The sequence below is a fragment of the Curtobacterium caseinilyticum genome (assembly GCF_030363035.1).
Lineage (GTDB): Bacteria > Actinomycetota > Actinomycetes > Actinomycetales > Microbacteriaceae > Curtobacterium > Curtobacterium caseinilyticum.
The window spans coordinates 55,539-71,095 of record NZ_JAUCMN010000012.1; the positions used below are offsets into that span (position 1 = coordinate 55,539).

General features: G+C 68.4%; 16 protein-coding genes. 6 read left to right on the forward strand and 10 right to left on the reverse strand.

The window, feature by feature from the left end:
• Positions 1-54: 54 nt before the first annotated feature.
• Positions 55-750, reverse strand: coding sequence for a helix-turn-helix transcriptional regulator (locus tag QUG93_RS14760; RefSeq protein ID WP_289475130.1), 696 nt, complete (start codon positions 748-750; stop codon positions 55-57).
• 89 nt (positions 751-839) lie between these two features.
• The gene (locus QUG93_RS14765; RefSeq protein ID WP_289475132.1) at positions 840-986 is read right to left on the reverse strand and encodes a hypothetical protein; all 147 of its coding nucleotides are present in this window, start codon (positions 984-986) and stop codon (positions 840-842) included.
• A gap of 199 nt (positions 987-1,185) precedes the next feature.
• On the opposite strand from QUG93_RS14765, the gene QUG93_RS14770 reads away from it, so the two are divergent.
• Positions 1,186-1,968: a helix-turn-helix domain-containing protein gene (locus QUG93_RS14770; RefSeq protein WP_289475135.1), complete on the forward strand. Its 783-nt coding sequence runs from the start codon at positions 1,186-1,188 to the stop codon at positions 1,966-1,968.
• Positions 1,969-2,135: 167 nt separating this feature from the next.
• Positions 2,136-2,642, forward strand: a complete 507-nt coding sequence (locus tag QUG93_RS14775) for a hypothetical protein (protein ID WP_289475136.1) — start codon at positions 2,136-2,138, stop codon at positions 2,640-2,642.
• A 29-nt stretch (positions 2,643-2,671) separates the two neighbouring features.
• Here the strand turns inward: QUG93_RS14775 and QUG93_RS14780 are convergent, their stop codons facing one another.
• From QUG93_RS14780 to nrdH, 5 genes are all read right to left on the reverse strand, one after another.
• Positions 2,672-3,451 carry an alpha/beta fold hydrolase gene (locus QUG93_RS14780; protein WP_289475139.1) on the reverse strand — a complete coding sequence of 260 codons (780 nt, stop codon included), beginning with the start codon at positions 3,449-3,451 and terminating at the stop codon, positions 2,672-2,674.
• Between the two features lie 576 nt (positions 3,452-4,027).
• Positions 4,028-5,029, reverse strand: a complete 1,002-nt coding sequence (gene nrdF / locus QUG93_RS14785; protein ID WP_065963154.1) for a class 1b ribonucleoside-diphosphate reductase subunit beta — start codon at positions 5,027-5,029, stop codon at positions 4,028-4,030.
• A 94-nt stretch (positions 5,030-5,123) separates the two neighbouring features.
• Positions 5,124-7,229, reverse strand: a complete 2,106-nt coding sequence (nrdE, locus tag QUG93_RS14790; RefSeq protein ID WP_289475142.1) for a class 1b ribonucleoside-diphosphate reductase subunit alpha — start codon at positions 7,227-7,229, stop codon at positions 5,124-5,126.
• 17 nt (positions 7,230-7,246) lie between these two features.
• The gene (gene nrdI / locus QUG93_RS14795; RefSeq protein ID WP_289475144.1) at positions 7,247-7,663 is read right to left on the reverse strand and encodes a class Ib ribonucleoside-diphosphate reductase assembly flavoprotein NrdI; all 417 of its coding nucleotides are present in this window, start codon (positions 7,661-7,663) and stop codon (positions 7,247-7,249) included.
• A 112-nt stretch (positions 7,664-7,775) separates the two neighbouring features.
• Positions 7,776-8,009: a glutaredoxin-like protein NrdH gene (nrdH, locus tag QUG93_RS14800; RefSeq protein ID WP_058727719.1), complete on the reverse strand. Its 234-nt coding sequence runs from the start codon at positions 8,007-8,009 to the stop codon at positions 7,776-7,778.
• Positions 8,010-8,387: 378 nt separating this feature from the next.
• On the opposite strand from nrdH, the gene QUG93_RS14805 reads away from it, so the two are divergent.
• Together QUG93_RS14805 and QUG93_RS14810 are read left to right on the forward strand one after the other, a co-directional pair.
• Positions 8,388-9,593, forward strand: coding sequence for an MFS transporter (locus tag QUG93_RS14805; RefSeq protein ID WP_289475145.1), 1,206 nt, complete (start codon positions 8,388-8,390; stop codon positions 9,591-9,593).
• Between the two features lie 85 nt (positions 9,594-9,678).
• On the forward strand, positions 9,679-10,497 hold the full coding sequence (locus QUG93_RS14810; RefSeq protein ID WP_289475148.1) for an aldo/keto reductase: 819 nt from the start codon (positions 9,679-9,681) through the stop codon (positions 10,495-10,497).
• A 35-nt stretch (positions 10,498-10,532) separates the two neighbouring features.
• On the opposite strand, the gene QUG93_RS14815 is transcribed toward QUG93_RS14810, so the two are convergent.
• Positions 10,533-10,871: a hypothetical protein gene (locus tag QUG93_RS14815; RefSeq protein ID WP_289475150.1), complete on the reverse strand. Its 339-nt coding sequence runs from the start codon at positions 10,869-10,871 to the stop codon at positions 10,533-10,535.
• A 95-nt stretch (positions 10,872-10,966) separates the two neighbouring features.
• Between QUG93_RS14815 and QUG93_RS14820 the strand changes: the two genes are divergently transcribed.
• Together QUG93_RS14820 and QUG93_RS14825 are read left to right on the forward strand one after the other, a co-directional pair.
• A complete protein-coding gene (locus QUG93_RS14820; RefSeq protein WP_289475152.1) occupies positions 10,967-11,836 on the forward strand; it encodes a hypothetical protein in 870 nt (289 codons plus the stop codon).
• Positions 11,837-11,895: 59 nt separating this feature from the next.
• Positions 11,896-12,417, forward strand: a complete 522-nt coding sequence (locus tag QUG93_RS14825) for a ribonuclease H family protein (RefSeq protein ID WP_289475155.1) — start codon at positions 11,896-11,898, stop codon at positions 12,415-12,417.
• Positions 12,418-12,573: 156 nt separating this feature from the next.
• Here QUG93_RS14825 and QUG93_RS14830 read toward each other — a convergent pair whose 3' ends face one another.
• Together QUG93_RS14830 and QUG93_RS14835 are read right to left on the reverse strand one after the other, a co-directional pair.
• Positions 12,574-12,825 (reverse strand): DUF6458 family protein, encoded by a 252-nt coding sequence (locus QUG93_RS14830; protein WP_144712630.1) that lies wholly within the window; start codon positions 12,823-12,825, stop codon positions 12,574-12,576.
• A gap of 97 nt (positions 12,826-12,922) precedes the next feature.
• Entirely contained in the window at positions 12,923-15,484 is a 2,562-nt protein-coding gene (locus tag QUG93_RS14835; RefSeq protein ID WP_289475164.1) for a DEAD/DEAH box helicase, read from the reverse strand.
• Positions 15,485-15,557: the final 73 nt, after the last annotated feature.

Genomic DNA, 15,557 nt, shown 5'->3' on the forward strand with positions numbered 1-15,557 from the left:
TCGGGGGTCGCGACACCGTCCTGTCGGTGTTTCGCGGAAGCGCTCGGATGCGTGTCAGTCGTCGACGACGGACCGGAGTCGCCCGTACTGGATCGCCAGGTCCTCGGCGCGGAGCGCGCGCGCCGGAGGCCGTTCGTCCGTCACGGTGACCGAGAGCATCCGATCACCTCGGAACGCCCGCACGCCTGCTCGGAGTCGGCACCAGGCGACGAGGTACCACTGCCCGTCCTTCTCGATCGACCCGAGCGGCTCGACGTCCCGCGTCGACTCCGCACCGCCGGCGTCCTGGTAGCGCAGCTGCACGACACGGTCCGCACGGAGCGCCTCGGCGAACTCGAGTGGCACGACCGGGGTCTCGTCGCCCTCCAGGAAGTGCACTCGCGACGCGAAGGCGTTCGCGCGGGCAGCATCACCGTCCGGCATGACCGCGAGCATCTTCCGGGCGGCGGTCCGAGCGGACTGCCGGAACGGACTGTGCCGGAGCGATCCGAGCCCGATCAACACCGCGAGCGCCTCGTCCGGCGTGAACCCGGCTGGGCCGAGCGTCGCCGATGCGTCGATGACGTACCCGCCGGTCCGCCCGGGCTCCGCCCAGATCGGCACCCCGGACTGTTGCAGTGCGGCGAGGTCCCGCTCGATGGTCCGCACCGACACCTCGAAGCGTTCCGCGAGACGACGGGCACTCCGGGGACGCGGTGACACGGCCCGGAGTTCCTCCACGAGGCCGTAGAGACGATCGGTCCGGTTCACCGACCCATCATCCGACACGTCGAGGCTTCGGTACCGTGCGTGCGTCGCTCAGCTGCTTCCATCGCGTCGCACTGCCGGTCGGGGTGCGACTAGCTCTGCTTCCAGCCGAACTGCGCGCCGATGACGATGATGGCCACAGCCACGATCGGAGTGGTGATCCACACAGCCCACTTGAAGATCCGTCGGCCGCGTTCACTGTCGGGCAGCCACTTGCCGTCGTCGGTCCTCATGGTCATGACGCTACGCGAGACAGACTCGTCCTGATCCACGGAGCGGTCGCCGAGCAGGAGCGCGACTCGTCCGCTCACCCATCGGCTGTCGAGAGGCTGCTCGGACTGCAGCCCGGTGGGATGGACCGCGTTGTCGGGTAGACGTCGCCTAGCTGTCGGGCCGCTGTCGTGCGTCCGGGGAGCGGTTGCTCCTACTGTGGCAAACATGAGCCAGACGCGAATCGTCGAACTTCGGACGCAGCGAGGGTGGACTCAGCAACGATTGGCGGAAGCCAGCGGAGTGACCATCCGAACTCTTCAACGCCTCGAAGCAGGCAACGACGTCAGCCTCGACACACTGTCTCGTCTGGGGCAGGCGCTCGGAGTGCCCGTGCGGGATCTGTTCGTCCATGCCCCGGAAACCGACTTCGGCAGAACGGCTTCCGCGGTGAGTCGGGATGAGGTACGCCGCTTTTCTACGGCAGCGCGGGGCGCGTGGCGCTCCATCGCTCGCGGCGTGGCATTGTTCGTCGTTTCCCCCATCCCGGTCGTCCTGCTCATCGCCGGAGCAGACGAGGGCGTCATCCCCGCGAGCGCGGAAGTCGCGATCGCAGCTGGTCTCGGTCTGCTCCTGCTGGTCACCGCAGTCGGCGCGCTCCAGCTACTGCAGGCGTCAACCGCCCTGGCACCGTTCCGGTTCGTCCGACAGAAGCAGGTGCCTGCCGGAGGCGACGCAGCAGGCTGGGCGGAGCGCATCGCGAGAACGCAGCGTGAACACAGAGCGGTGACCGTCAGATTCGCAGTGGGGCTTTGGATCTCGTCACCCCTGCCACTCATCATCGTGGCCTTGTCTGACCCCTCGACCTTCCCTGGGATCTGGACGGCTGCCGCGACGACCTTCCTTCTCGTCATCATCGCCTGTGGCGTTTTCGCCGTACTTCGAACCGCATGGCCCTCGTACGTCGCCGGGAAACTGACGACCGGCGTCGAAGGCGACACCGTCCGGTAGCCGATCGGCCATCGAGACGGCCGATTGCCCGCGCCAGCCGCGTCGTCGCCGAAGACCGCCCTCGCTTGGGAGTCCATCGATTCGCCTCTCCGACGATCGGTCAGGAAAGGGTGGCGCACCTCGATCGCGGGGTAGCTGCGAACCCTTCATCACGCAAGGATCGATAGGTGTCACCCACGAAGCTCCGCTTGGCCGCCACCCTTGCCGCCACGCTGCTCGGAGCACTGCTGCTCTCTGGCTGCACCGGTGGCGATGGCGACGATGCCGCTTCCGAGGACTACGCCGCGTGGATGAGTCAGAGCTCCGCGCAGCTGAAGAGCATCAGCACGGGGAATGAAGGCGGAGCCGGCGGCCGTCTCACAGTCGAGGACGGCGGTGAGAAAGCCCAAGCGAAGGTGTTCCTTGAGTACGACTTTGCCGGCCCGTACGACGTCGTCGCAGCTTGCCGCTCGTCGAAGCCCGTGCACCTCGTCACCAGCGGCTTCACCACGAGCGGGGGCGCATCGGACGTACAGAGCGTCTTGGCGAGGGCCGACATCGCCTGTGGGGGCACGTCTCGTATCCACATCGATGTTCCAGAAGATCAATCCGGCATCGCGCTCGACGCTTCAACGCTTGATCGTTCCGGGCAGGCCCTGTTCAACACCCACATCGTCGCGCGCCAGGAGGGGTAGAAGTACCGGGCGTCCCGGTAGCCGATCGGCTACCGGTCGATGCGTGCGAGCCAGTCGCGGATCAGGGCGGCGGTGATCCCAGGTTGCTCGAGGTGCACGTTGTGTCCAGCACCGTCGAGGACGACAAAGCTCCCTCGCGGGTAGTGGTCCCGGAGCGCGAGCCCGTCCTCGTAGCCGACGACGTCGTCCTGCCGACCGAACAGGTGCAGCGCCGGCGCGGTGAACGGTTCCGGGTGGCGCTCCTCCGGCACGGCATTCAACGCGTAGTCGGCGGCGATACGGTCCATCACAGCAGGGTCGGCGCCACGGAGGCCGGGCAGAACGTACCGCTCGAACGCTGTGAACGCGGCGGCGTCCTGGACGACGCTGACTTCCTCGAACGCTTCTCGCGCGTCGCCGGCGGCTTCGAGGACGGACGGTTCGCTGTGCAGCACGGTGCGCTCGGGGACGGCGCGGTCTGCGTGTGCCGGATGCACGACACCCGCCAGGGTCGCCACGCCGAGGACGTGGTCTCGGCGTTCGTGGGCGACGTGTCGGGCGATCATGCCGCCGAAGGAGTTCCCGATGACGGCGAAGGGCTCGTCGCCGAGGTGGTCGTCGATCTCGGCGAGTACCTCGTCGGCCACGTCGACCGCGCTCTTCGCGGTCGCGGTCACCGCGGCGGCTTCAGCCCACGGCAGGTCGAGGAACACCAGCCGCCAAGGCAGACCCTGCACCGCGTCCGCCAGCGGCAGCATGATGCGGTGGTCCACTCCGAAGCCGTGAAGGGCGACAAGCGGACGACCAGAACCAAGAACTCGCGCGATCACCCAGCAAGCCTACGAGTAGCCCGCACCGACAGTTGATCGGCTATCGATACGAGTCGTCACCCTTCGTGCTTCGGGCTTTCGCGAGCCCTTCCACGACCCAGCAGCCGACGCCGATCGCGATCAGGACGATGACGATCCACACCGGTATCGGTTGATCAGTCGCCGCAGTGCCGGCGAACAGTCTGCTTCCGAGCAGCACGAGGAACAGGCCCACCCCGCCGACGAGTGCAGCTCGCACCTTCGAGCGGCCTGCACCTTCTGCTCGGGGAAGGCCGAGGGAGTTGAATCTGCGCCGCACGCCCCGGAGCAAACGGCTCGCCCGTTGCTCAAAGACCCGTGGCCGCCGGGACCGATGGACAAGGAGCTACGGCGAGCGAAGGTCGGCCCGTGCAAGCGGCGTCCCAACAGCCGATCGATGTACGGACGCGCGAGCGCATCGCGACCTCCTCATGAATCGTCGTCGCGCTCCGCGCGAAGTGCACGCCGGCCAGCGAGCCGCTGGACAATGGCTCCCGGAGAACGAGAACGCCCCGCCGGCCGAAGCCAGCGGGGCGCCCCTCACGAGTCACACCAGACTCAGAAGTCCCAGTCCTCGTCCTCCGTCACGACGGCCTTGCCGATGACGTAGGACGAGCCCGACCCCGAGAAGAAGTCGTGGTTCTCGTCCGCGTTCGGGGACAGCGCCGACAGGATCGCCGGGTTCACGTCCGTCGTCTCCTTGGGGAACATCGGCTCGTAGCCCAGGTTCATCAGCGCCTTGTTGGCGTTGTAGTGCAGGAACTTCTTGACGTCCTCGGTCAGCCCGACACCGTCGTAGAGGTCCTGCGTGTACTGCACCTCGTTCTCGTAGAGCTCGAAGAGCAGGTTGAACGTGTAGTCCTTGATCTCCTGCTTGCGCTCCTCGGAAGCGCCCTCGAGGCCCTTCTGGAACTTGTACCCGATGTAGTACCCGTGCACGGCCTCGTCGCGGATGATCAGGCGGATCAGGTCGGCGGTGTTGGTGAGCTTTGCCCGGCTGGACCAGTACATCGGCAGGTAGAAGCCGGAGTAGAACAGGAACGACTCGAGCAGCGTCGAGGCGACCTTGCGCTTCAGGGGGTCGTCGCCGGTGTAGTAGTCGAGGACGATCTGGGCCTTCTTCTGCAGGTTCACGTTCTCGGTGGACCAGCGGAAGGCGTCGTCGATCTCGGGCGTCGAGGCGAGCGTCGAGAAGATCGACGAGTAGCTCTTCGCGTGCACCGACTCCATGAACGCGATGTTCGTGTAGACGGCCTCTTCGTGCGGGGTGATCGCGTCGGGGATCAGGCTGATCGCGCCGACGGTGCCCTGGATGGTGTCGAGCAGCGTCAGGCCGGTGAAGACCCGCATGGTGAGCTGCTGCTCCTCCGGCGTGAGCGTGTTCCACGACTGCACGTCGTTCGACAGCGGCACCTTCTCGGGCAGCCAGAAGTTGTTGACCAGCCGGTTCCAGACCTCGACGTCCTTGTCGTCCTGGATGCGGTTCCAGTTGATGGCACTGACCGCGCTGATCAGCGGGATGGACTTGCCCGTGGCGTGGACCGGGTCGGTGAGGGTCATGGCTTTCTTCCGGGTGGTGGTGGACGGAACGATCAGATGGACTGGAGGCGCGGGGCGGGGCCCGCCCCGCGCCTCCAGGAAGAGAGCAACAGTCCTACAGCATGCAGCTGACGCAGCCCTCGACCTCGGTGCCCTCGAGGGCGAGCTGGCGCAGACGGATGTAGTAGATCGTCTTGATGCCCTTGCGCCATGCGTAGATCTGGGCCTTGTTGATGTCGCGCGTGGTCGCGGTGTCCTTGAAGAACAGCGTGAGCGACAGACCCTGGTCGACGTGCTGGGTGGCAGCCGCGTAGGTGTCGATGATCTTCTCGGGGCCGATCTCGTACGCGTCCTGGTAGTAGTCCAGGTTGTCGTTCGTCATGAACGGCGCCGGGTAGTAGACGCGGCCGAGCTTGCCTTCCTTGCGGATCTCGATCTTCGACGCGATCGGGTGGATCGACGACGTCGAGTGGTTGATGTACGAGATCGAACCGGTCGGCGGGACGGCCTGCAGGTTCTGGTTGTAGATGCCGTGCTCCTGGATGGACGCCTTCAGCGCCTTCCAGTCGTCCTGCGTCGGGATCGCGATGTCCGCGTCGGCGAACAGCGATGCGACGCGGGCGGTCGCCGGCACCCAGGCCTGCTCGGTGTACTTGTCGAAGAACTCACCCGACGCGTACTTCGAGTCGCGGAAGCCGTCGAAGGTCTCCCCCGTCTCGATCGCGATGTTGTTCGAGGCACGCAGGGCGTGGAACAGCACCGTGTAGAAGTAGATGTTCGTGAAGTCGATGCCCTCTTCGGAGCCGTAGAAGACGCGCTCACGAGCAAGGTAGCCGTGCAGGTTCATCTGGCCGAGGCCGATGGCGTGCGACTTGTCGTTGCCGTCCTCGACCGAGCGCACCGACGAGATGTGCGACATCTGCGACACCGAGGTGAGGCCGCGGATCGCGGTCTCGATGGTCTTGCCGAAGTCCGGCGAGTCCATCGTCAGCGCGATGTTCAGCGACCCGAGGTTGCAGGAGATGTCCTTGCCGATCTCCTTGTAGGACAGGTCCTCGTTGAAGGTGGTCGGGGTGTTGACCTGCAGGATCTCCGAGCACAGGTTGGACATGTTGATCCGACCCTTGATCGGGTTGGCCTTGTTCACCGTGTCCTCGAACACGATGTACGGGTAGCCCGACTCGAATTGGATCTCGGCGATGGTCGTGAAGAAGTCACGCGCCTTGATCTTCGTCTTCTTGATGCGCGAGTCGTCGACCATCGCGCGGTAGTTCTCGGAGATCGGGACGTCACCGAAGGGCATCCCGTAGACCTTCTCGACGTCGTACGGCGAGAACAGGTACATGTCCTCGTTGTTCTTCGCGAGCTCGAACGTGATGTCCGGCACGACGACACCGAGCGACAGCGTCTTGATGCGGATCTTCTCGTCGGCGTTCTCGCGCTTGGTGTCGAGGAACTTCATGATGTCGGGGTGGTGCGCCGACAGGTACACGGCTCCGGCACCCTGACGCGCACCGAGCTGGTTCGCGTACGAGAAGGAGTCTTCCAGCAGCTTCATCACGGGGATGATGCCCGAGGACTGGTTCTCGATCTGCTTGATCGGGGCGCCGGCCTCGCGGATGTTCGACAGGAGCAGGGCCACGCCGCCGCCGCGCTTCGAGAGCTGCAGCGAGGAGTTGATGCCGCGCGAGATCGACTCCATGTTGTCCTCGATGCGGAGGAGGAAGCAGGAGACGAGCTCGCCGCGCTGGGCCTTCGCGGTGTTGAGGAACGTCGGGGTCGCGGGCTGGAAGCGGCCGGCGATGATCTCCTCGACGAGGTCGATCGCGAGCTGCTCGTTGCCCTGCGCCAGACCGAGGGCGGTCATCACGACGCGGTCCTCGAAGCGCTCGAGGTAGCGCTTGCCGTCGAACGTCTTGAGCGTGTAGCTCGTGTAGTACTTGAACGCACCGAGGAAGGTCTGGAACCGGAACTTCTTCGAGTACGCCAGATCGTTGAGCTGCTGGATGAACTCGAGCGAGTACTGCTCGATCGTCGCGGCTTCGTAGTACTCGTTCTCGACCAGGTAGTCGAGCCGCTCCTTCAGGTTGTGGAAGAAGACGGTGTTCTGGTTGACGTGCTGCAGGAAGAACTGCTTGGCAGCCTCACGGTCCTTGTCGAACTGGATGTTCCCGTCCGCGTCGTAGAGGTTGAGCATCGCGTTGAGGGAGTGGTAGTCCATCCCCGTCTGCGGCGACGTCAGATCGACGTCTGCAACTGCTGCGTCCAAAATGCATCCAATCCTGAGTTGACCGCCTGCACGTCGTCAGGCGTTCCGAAGAGTTCGAAGCGGTACAAGAGCGGGACGCCGCACTTCTGCGCGATGACGTCCCCGGCGAGCCCGTAGGCCTCGCCGAAGTTCGTGTTGCCCCCGACGATCACGCCGCGGATGAGCGAGCGGTTGCGTTCGTCGTTGAGGAACTTGATGACCTGCTTCGGCACCGCGCCCTGACCGTTGCCGCCCCCGTAGGTGGGCAGCACGAGCACGTACGGCTCGTCCGCGTGGAGGAACGGGTCGTTCGGGAAGAGCGGGATGCGGTCCGCGTCACGACCGAGCTTCTCGATGAAGCGTGCCGTGTAGCCGGACACACTCGAGAAGTAGACGAGGCGACTCATGTGCGCGCTCCTTGTGAGAGGTGCGGACAGCAGATCGGGGGTGGCCCGTCGGAGGCGAGCAGGGCCTCCAGGCCGGCGGAGGTGCGGGTCCCGGTGACGGGACCCGCACGGCTCACGCGAGTTCGGCGCTGAGCGTCGCGATCTTGTCGGGGCGGAAGCCCGACCAGTGGTCGTCGTCGGTCACGACGACGGGAGCCTGCATGTAACCGAGGCTCTTGACGTGCTCGAGCGCGGCTTCGTCCGCGGAGACGTCGAGGACCTCGTACTGGATGCCCTTGTTGTCGAGCGCGCGGTACGTCGCGGTGCACTGGACGCAGGACGGCTTGGTGTAGACGGTGACGGCCATGATCTCCCCTGGTTCTTGCTGGGTGTTGCGTGCTGTGGAGGGTGGTGCTGATGTCTGTGCGCAGACGAGTCCGGGAAGGGGCCGCTGCGATGCCTCCACACTACATCTAGTGGCTGGCTGCGTCACCGACCACAAGAGGAAGTGTTACAGCCGTGTAGTTCTCCACAAGGCCCTCCACAGTGTGAACAGTTCGGGGAGGCCCGTGATTCCGCCAGTCTGCGGCCGACCACCGACACTTCCCCACACCCGTGGACAGCCTCGATCCACATGTGTGGAATCGACGCGACGGCGTGTCGCGGAGGTGGTGTTCGGGGCGGTCTCTCCACAGCACCCCCGGACGGGTGACGGCGCCGTCCGTCCGGTCCGTACACTCGTCTCGTGAGCGCCTACGGACCCCTGCTGAAGACCCCCGGAGTCGGTCGAGTCATCGCAGCGCAGCTCACCGCACGCTTCCCGTTCGGCATGCTGTCGCTCGCCTACCTGCTCCACGTCGAGCACGTCTTCCACTCCTACGGAGCGGCAGGACTCGTGCTCGCGACGACGAGCATCGGCCAGGCCATCGCCGGCCCGCTCACCAGCCGGTGGATGGGCAGCTGGGGCATGCGGCCCGTCCTGATCCTGACGACCGCGGTCGCGCTGGCGAGCATGGTCGTGATCGCGTTCACCACGATGCCGCTGTGGGGGTACGTCGTCGTCGGGTTCCTCGGCGGCCTGGCCGTGCCGCCCGTGCAGCCCGCGGTGCGCACGATCTACCCGAAGATGGTGACGTCGTCGCAGCTCACCCCGCTGTTCTCGCTGGACGCGAGCGCGCAGGAACTCATCTGGGTCGCCGGCCCGGTGATCACCACCTTCGTCGCGACGCAGGTCGGCACCGTGCAGGCGATCGTCGTCGCGATGGTGTTCCTCGTGGTGGGCGGCGTGTGGTTCATCGCCTCCCCCGAGCTCGGCCGGGTCCGCATCCCCCGGTCGAAGCGCGCGTTCGGCGTCGTCCTCAAGCGGCCGTCGGTCATCGTCGCGACCCTGACCGGCCTGCTGCTCATCGGCGCGTGCGCGGCGGTCGAGGCCAGCGTCACGAGCGTCTTCGGCGAGGGCAGCCCGAACGCCGGCATCGTCCTCGCCGTCTTCGCGGTCGGGTCGCTCGCGGGCGGTCTCGCCCTCGGGCACCGACCGATCTCGAGGAACACCCTCTGGGCCCGCATGTCGATCGTGTTCGTCGGGCTCGCGCTCGCGGTCGGGGGCACCGACTTCTGGTGGCTCTGCCTGGCGCTCGTCATCGCCGGCGCCGGCATCGCCCCCGCACTCGCGGTCATGTTCGGATCGGTGTCGGCGACCGTGAAGTTCTCCGACACGGCAGAGGCCTACGGGTGGATGGGCACCGGCCAGCTCATCGGCGCCGCCGGTGGTTCCGCGGTGGCCGGCTTCCTCATCGACGCGAACGGTCCGACCGGCGGCATGACCGTCGGCGCGGTGATGGCGGCGGCCGGTGTGCTGCTGCCCCTCTTCTCGAAGCGCTGGCTGCCGGACCTGCGCGGTCGCGACGCGAGCCCCCTGCCGGACACCGAGCCGGTCACGCTGCCGAGCTGACCCGTACGGGCCACCATCACGATGTCCCGTATGTCGTGTCCCCGGAAGAGGACACTCCGGCAGGAGGTCGCGGCAGGATGGAGCCATGCTGCCTGCGATCCCCCTCCGTGACGGTGCCGCCATCCCCGCGATCGGGTTCGGCGTCTACAAGGTCGATGACACCGAGGCCGAGACGGCCGTCGGGCTGGCGATCGATGCCGGGTACCGCCACGTCGACACGGCCGAGATGTACGGCAACGAGCGGGGCGTCGGGAAGGCGATCCGTGCCTCCCGGCTGGACCGCGACGACGTCTTCGTCACGACGAAGGTGTGGAACGACCACCAGGGACGCGATGCGACCCTGCGGGCCTTCGACGCGAGTCTCGAGCGGCTCGGGCTCGACCACGTCGACCTGTACCTGATCCACTGGCCCGCGGCCGCGAACGACCGCTACGTCGAGACCTGGCGGACGCTGGTCGAACTGCGCGACGCGGGACGGGTGCGCAGCGTCGGGGTGTCGAACTTCCAGGAGTCGCACCTGCGCCGGATCATCGACGAGACCGGCGAGGTGCCCGCCGTCAACCAGGTCGAACGGCACCCGTGGCTGCCGCAGCCCGAGCTCATCCGGTTCCACCAGGAGCACGGCATCGTGACCGGGGCATGGTCGCCCCTCGGACGCGGACGGCTCATCGACGACCCGGTGCTCACCGGCATCGCGGAGTCGCACGGCGTCAGCGTCGCGCAGGTGCTCGTGCGGTGGAACGTGCAGCAGGGGGTCGTGGTGCTGCCGAAGTCGGTGACGCCGTCGCGGATCCGGTCCAACCTCGCCGTCGAGGGGTTCGTGCTGACCGACGACGACCTCGCGGCCATCGCGACGCTCGAGTCCGGGCAGCGGACCGGCTCCCACCCCGACGTCGTGTCGTAGCGGGAACCACCCGCATCAGGCGCGGCAGGGCGCGCTCAGCCCTTCCGGTCCTCCTCGGACTGCCACGGCAGGTTGAGGTCGCCCGGCTCGGGCTCGACGTCGCCGGCGTCGTCCGCACCCCCGGTGCCCGGCGCGGCGATCACCCGCGACGGGTCGATGCCGTCCTGCTCCAGGTCGGCACGATCGCGCTGCTGCGTCTGGGACGCGACGGTCTCCCGCTCGCTCGACGGGCTGTACGCGGTGTCGGCGGCGCGCTGCTCGCGGTCGCTGACGCCCTCGCGGTCGTCGCTGTGCGCGGCGTCGCGCAGCTCGTCGTTGCGGGCGCGGTCGTCGGAGTCGTCGGGGCCGGGGACGGTCGGGATGCTGTCGCTCATGCCTCGCACAGTAGGCGCGGCGCCCGGGTACCGGTTCGGTCACGACACCTCCGGTCCGCTTCCCGCTCCCCTACGCTCGCCACGAGGGGGAACACATGCACCACGTCCGCACGACCACGACCGCCGCGACCGGCACACTGCTCGCTGCCCTGCTGCTGACCGGCTGCACGGCCTTCGGCGGCGACGACCCGCTGCCGACGCCGACCGGCCACGCCGCTCCGAGCGGGACGGCGACGCCCCTCGGCGACGACGACAGCAAGAGCGACACCGACGGCACCGCGGAGACCGTGACGGAGCGCCAGGCGGTCCCGACCGGCACCGTCGTGGCCGAGACCGACGCCGTGTCCGCGTCCGGCGAGACCGCGATCCACGTCCGCGTGCTGGCGAACGACCGCGGAACCTTCGACGCGCACCTCTCCGGGTACCGGACGACGCGACCGCAACCGATGGCGCTGGAGTTCCGGCGTGGGGCGGCGGAGCCCGGCGACGGGTGGGACGGTGCCGCGCTCGACCGGGTCGCCTGGACCGCGGACGAGCAGGCACCGGCGACGGTGAGCCTCGCCGACGCGGGGACGCACCCGGACTGGCTGCGCTCGGTCGTCCTCGTGCCCGCGCAGTCGGTCGACGGGGACGACACCGACCGCCCCTGGGTGGGAACGGTGCTCGCCGTGGGGGCCCTGCGGTGGTCGATCCCGAACCCGTACCCGGACCTGCGCGTCACCACGAGCGTGGCACGTCCCGGTGCGTACGGCTACGCGTTCGACGCGTCGGACCAGGTCCTCGCCGGCACGGACGGGACCCCTGTGCGCTACCGCGTCACGAAGGGCGACGACCGGACGACCGTCCTCGAGCGCTTCGGACTCACGTCGGAGGAACTCGACTGGCTCAACCCCCGGCTCGAGGACAGCTCGCGCGACCGCCTGGTCGAGGGCGTCGACATCAACCTCGACCCCGCGTCGCGCTGAGGGCCGTGCGGGGTCCGTTACGCTCGACCAGCACCCCGCACCACCCAGGAGGTCCCACCGTGACGATCGTCGCCGCAGCAGACGGCTCCGCCCTCGGCAACCCCGGCCCGGCCGGCTGGGCCTGGTACGTCGACGACGACCGCTGGGCCGCCGGTGGCTGGCCGCGGGCCACGAACAACATCGGTGAACTCACGGCGGTGCTGCAGCTGCTCCGCGCCACGAAGGACACCGACGAACCGCTGCACATCCTCTGCGACAGCCAGTACGCCATCAAGGCGTGCACCGAGTGGCTGGCGGGCTGGAAGCGGAAGGGCTGGCGGAAGGCCGACGGCAAGCCGGTCCTGAACGTCGAGATCATCAAGGAGCTCGACGCCGAGCTGCAGGGCCGCGAGGTCACCTTCGAGTGGGTCCGCGGCCACGTCGGCCACGAGATGAACGAGGCCGCGGACGTCCGCGCCCGAGGCGCTGCGACCGCGTACCAGAACCGCACCGAGGTCCCGACCGGCCCGGGGTGGCCGGGTACGGACGTCGACCCGGCACCGGAGCCGGTGCAGGTCGAGCCGCCGGCCACCCTCTTCTAGCGGGCCGACGAGTCCTCGCGAGCACGACGACGGGCCCGGGCGATCGACTCGCCCGGTCCCGTCGTCGTGCGGTCACCACGGCCCGGAGCACGGTCCGGCGCAGCGGACCAGCGGTCACCACGGCCCGGAGCACGGTCCGGCGCAGCCGACCAGCGGTCAGTACGTCCCATCGCGTCGGTCCTGGCGCGTGATCTGCTCGCCGGACGCCGGGTCGACGCCCGACCGGGTCGTGGTCGTGGTGCGCCGCCCGCCGAACGCCACCGCCAGGCTGATGATGAGCAGCACGACGCCGGCGGCCATCAGGATGTAGCCGATCAGCCGCAGGTCGACGCCCGCGAGCTGGATGTCCAGGGCGAACGCGACGATCGCGCCGATGACGATCAGGGCGATGCTCGATCCGATGCGCATGACGGGTCCTTCCGTGGGTGCCCGGACGGAGGTGTCCGGGACTGCGACAGAACCTACCCGGACCGCTGGTGCGTCGTTCCCCCTGAGCCCGCTCCCGTCAGTCGACGTCGACCTCGGCCCACCCGTCGAACCGCCCGATCTCGGTGACCCGCACGACCGCCTCGCCGGTCTCGTCCGACGCGTCGAGGTCGATCGTGGCGGAGAACCCGAAGTCCTTGTCGCCCTCGGGGTCGGCGAAGATCTGCCGCGCCCGCCAGGTCCGACCGGGGCCGTTCTCGTCGAGCACCAGGTACTGCATCGACCGGGCGTCGCCGTCGGTCCCGATGGCGTCGTGCTCCTCGTAGTACTCCTCGAGGACGTTGTCCCAGGCGGAGCGGTCGAACCCACTCGTCGCGTCGAGCTCACCGAGCCCCGCCGGGTCGTCGGCAGCGGCGAGCAGCACCCGCTGGAACAGGGCGTTCCGCACGAGCACGCGGAACGCCCGCGGGTTGCCGGTGAGCCGGGCGGGCTGCGGCGGCGCGATCTCCTGGTGCTCGGCCTCGGCGAGCGCCACGTCACCGTTGACCAGCGCCTCCCACTCGTCGACGAGCGACGAGTCGGTCTGCCGGACCACCTCGCCGAGCCACTCGATCAGGTCGTCGAGCTCGGGGGTCCGCTGCTCCTCGGAGATGGTCTGGCGCATGGTCCGGTACGCGTCGGACAGGTAGCGGAGCACGAGCCCCTCGGAGCGGGTGAGCTGGTAGAAGCGCACCAAGTCCCCGAAGGTCATCGCCCGCTCGTAGACGTCGCGGACGACCGACTTCGGTGAGAGCCGGAAGTCGAGCACCCACGGCTGCTCGGCGGCGTACGCCTCGTAGGCGGCGGTGAGCAGCTCGTCCAGCGGCTTGGGCCAGGTGACCTCCTCGAGCAGCTCCATCCGCTCCTCGTACTCGATCCCCTCCTGCTTCATCCGGGCGACGGCCTCGCCGCGCTCCTTGAACTGCTGCTGCGCGAGGACGGCACGGGGGTCGTCGAGGGTCGCCTCCACGATGGACACCATGTCCAGCGCGTACGTGGGTGACTCCGGGTCGAGCAGCTCGAACGCGGCGAGCGCGAACGGCGACAGCGGCTGGTTGAGGGCGAAGTTGACGGGCAGGTCGACCGTCATCCGGTAGTGCCCGTCGACCTTCTCGATCACGCGGGCTTTGATGAGCGTCCGGGCGATGGACAGCGCCCGCCGGGCCATGGCGAGCTGCCGGGCCCGCGGCTCGTGGTTGTCGAACACGAGCGAGCGCACCGCGGCGAAGGAGTCCCCACCCCGCGCGACGACGGCGAGCACCATCGCGTGGGTGATCCGCATCCGCGAGGTCATCGGCTCCGGCTCGGCCGCGATGAGCCGGTCGAACGAAGCCGGCCCCCACGACACGAAGCCCTCGGGCGCCTTCTTCTTCTTGACCTTGTTCTTCTTCTTCGGGTCGTCCCCCGCCTTGGCGACCGCCCGGGCGTTCTCGATCTCGTGCTCGGGCGCCTCGGCGACGACGTCACCCTCGGTGTCGTACCCGGCCCGCCCGGCACGGCCGGCGATCTGGTGGAACTCGCGGGCGGACAGCTGCCGCATCCGCGACCCGTCGAACTTCGTCAGGCCGGTCAGCAGGACGGACCGGATGGGCACGTTGATGCCGACCCCGAGGGTGTCGGTGCCGCAGATCACCGGCAGCAGCCCGCGCTGGGCGAGCTGCTCGACGAGCCGTCGGTACTTCGGCAGCATCCCGGCGTGGTGCACACCGATCCCGGCGCGGATCAGGCGCGACAGGGTCTGCCCGAACCCGGCGCTGAACCGGAACCCGGCGATCGCCTCGGCGATCTCGTCCCGCCGTTCACGCGAGGCGACCTTCACCGACATGAGCGCCTGCGCCCGCTCGAGCGCCGCCGCCTGGGCGAAGTGGACGATGTAGACGGGCGCCTTGCCCTCCTCGAGCAGCCGTTCGACGGTCTCCTGCACGGGGGTGAGCACGTACTCGTACGACAGCGGCACGGGTCGCGAGACCCCGGTCACCCGGGCGGTCGGTCGTCCGGTGCGGCGGGACAGGTCGTCGGCGATGGTGGTGACGTCGCCGAGCGTCGCGGACATGAGCAGGAACTGCGCCCGCTCGAGCACGAGGAGCGGGACCTGCCACGCCCACCCGCGGTCGGCGTCACCGTAGAAGTGGAACTCGTCCATCACCACGACGTCGACCTCGGCGTCCGGCCCCTGACGGAGCGCGGTGTTGGCGAGGATCTCCGCCGTGCAGCAGATGATCGGGGCGTCGGCGTTGACGCTCGAGTCACCCGTCACCATGCCGACGTTGTGCGCGCCGAACAGGTCGACGAGCTGGAAGAACTTCTCGGACACGAGGGCCTTGATCGGCGCCGTGTAGTAGCTGCGCTTCCCCTCGGCCATGGCCGCGAAGTGCGCACCGGCGGCGACGAGCGACTTGCCGGTGCCCGTCGGGGTGCTGAGGACGACGTTGGCGCCGGAGACCAGCTCGATGAGTGCCTCGTCCTGCGCCGGGTACAGCGGGCGGCCGCCCGCCTCCGCCCAGTCGGCGAAGGCCTGGTAGACCGCGTCGGGGTCGACGGCGCCGTCGACGGCCGCCGGCAGGGCGGCGACGAGCGGCGGGGCGGTGGTGACGTCGGTCATGTCCCCATCCTCCCAGGTGGGTGGTGACCGGGCGACGGACGGGAGGCACGGGGCGCCCCCGCCACGCGCCTCC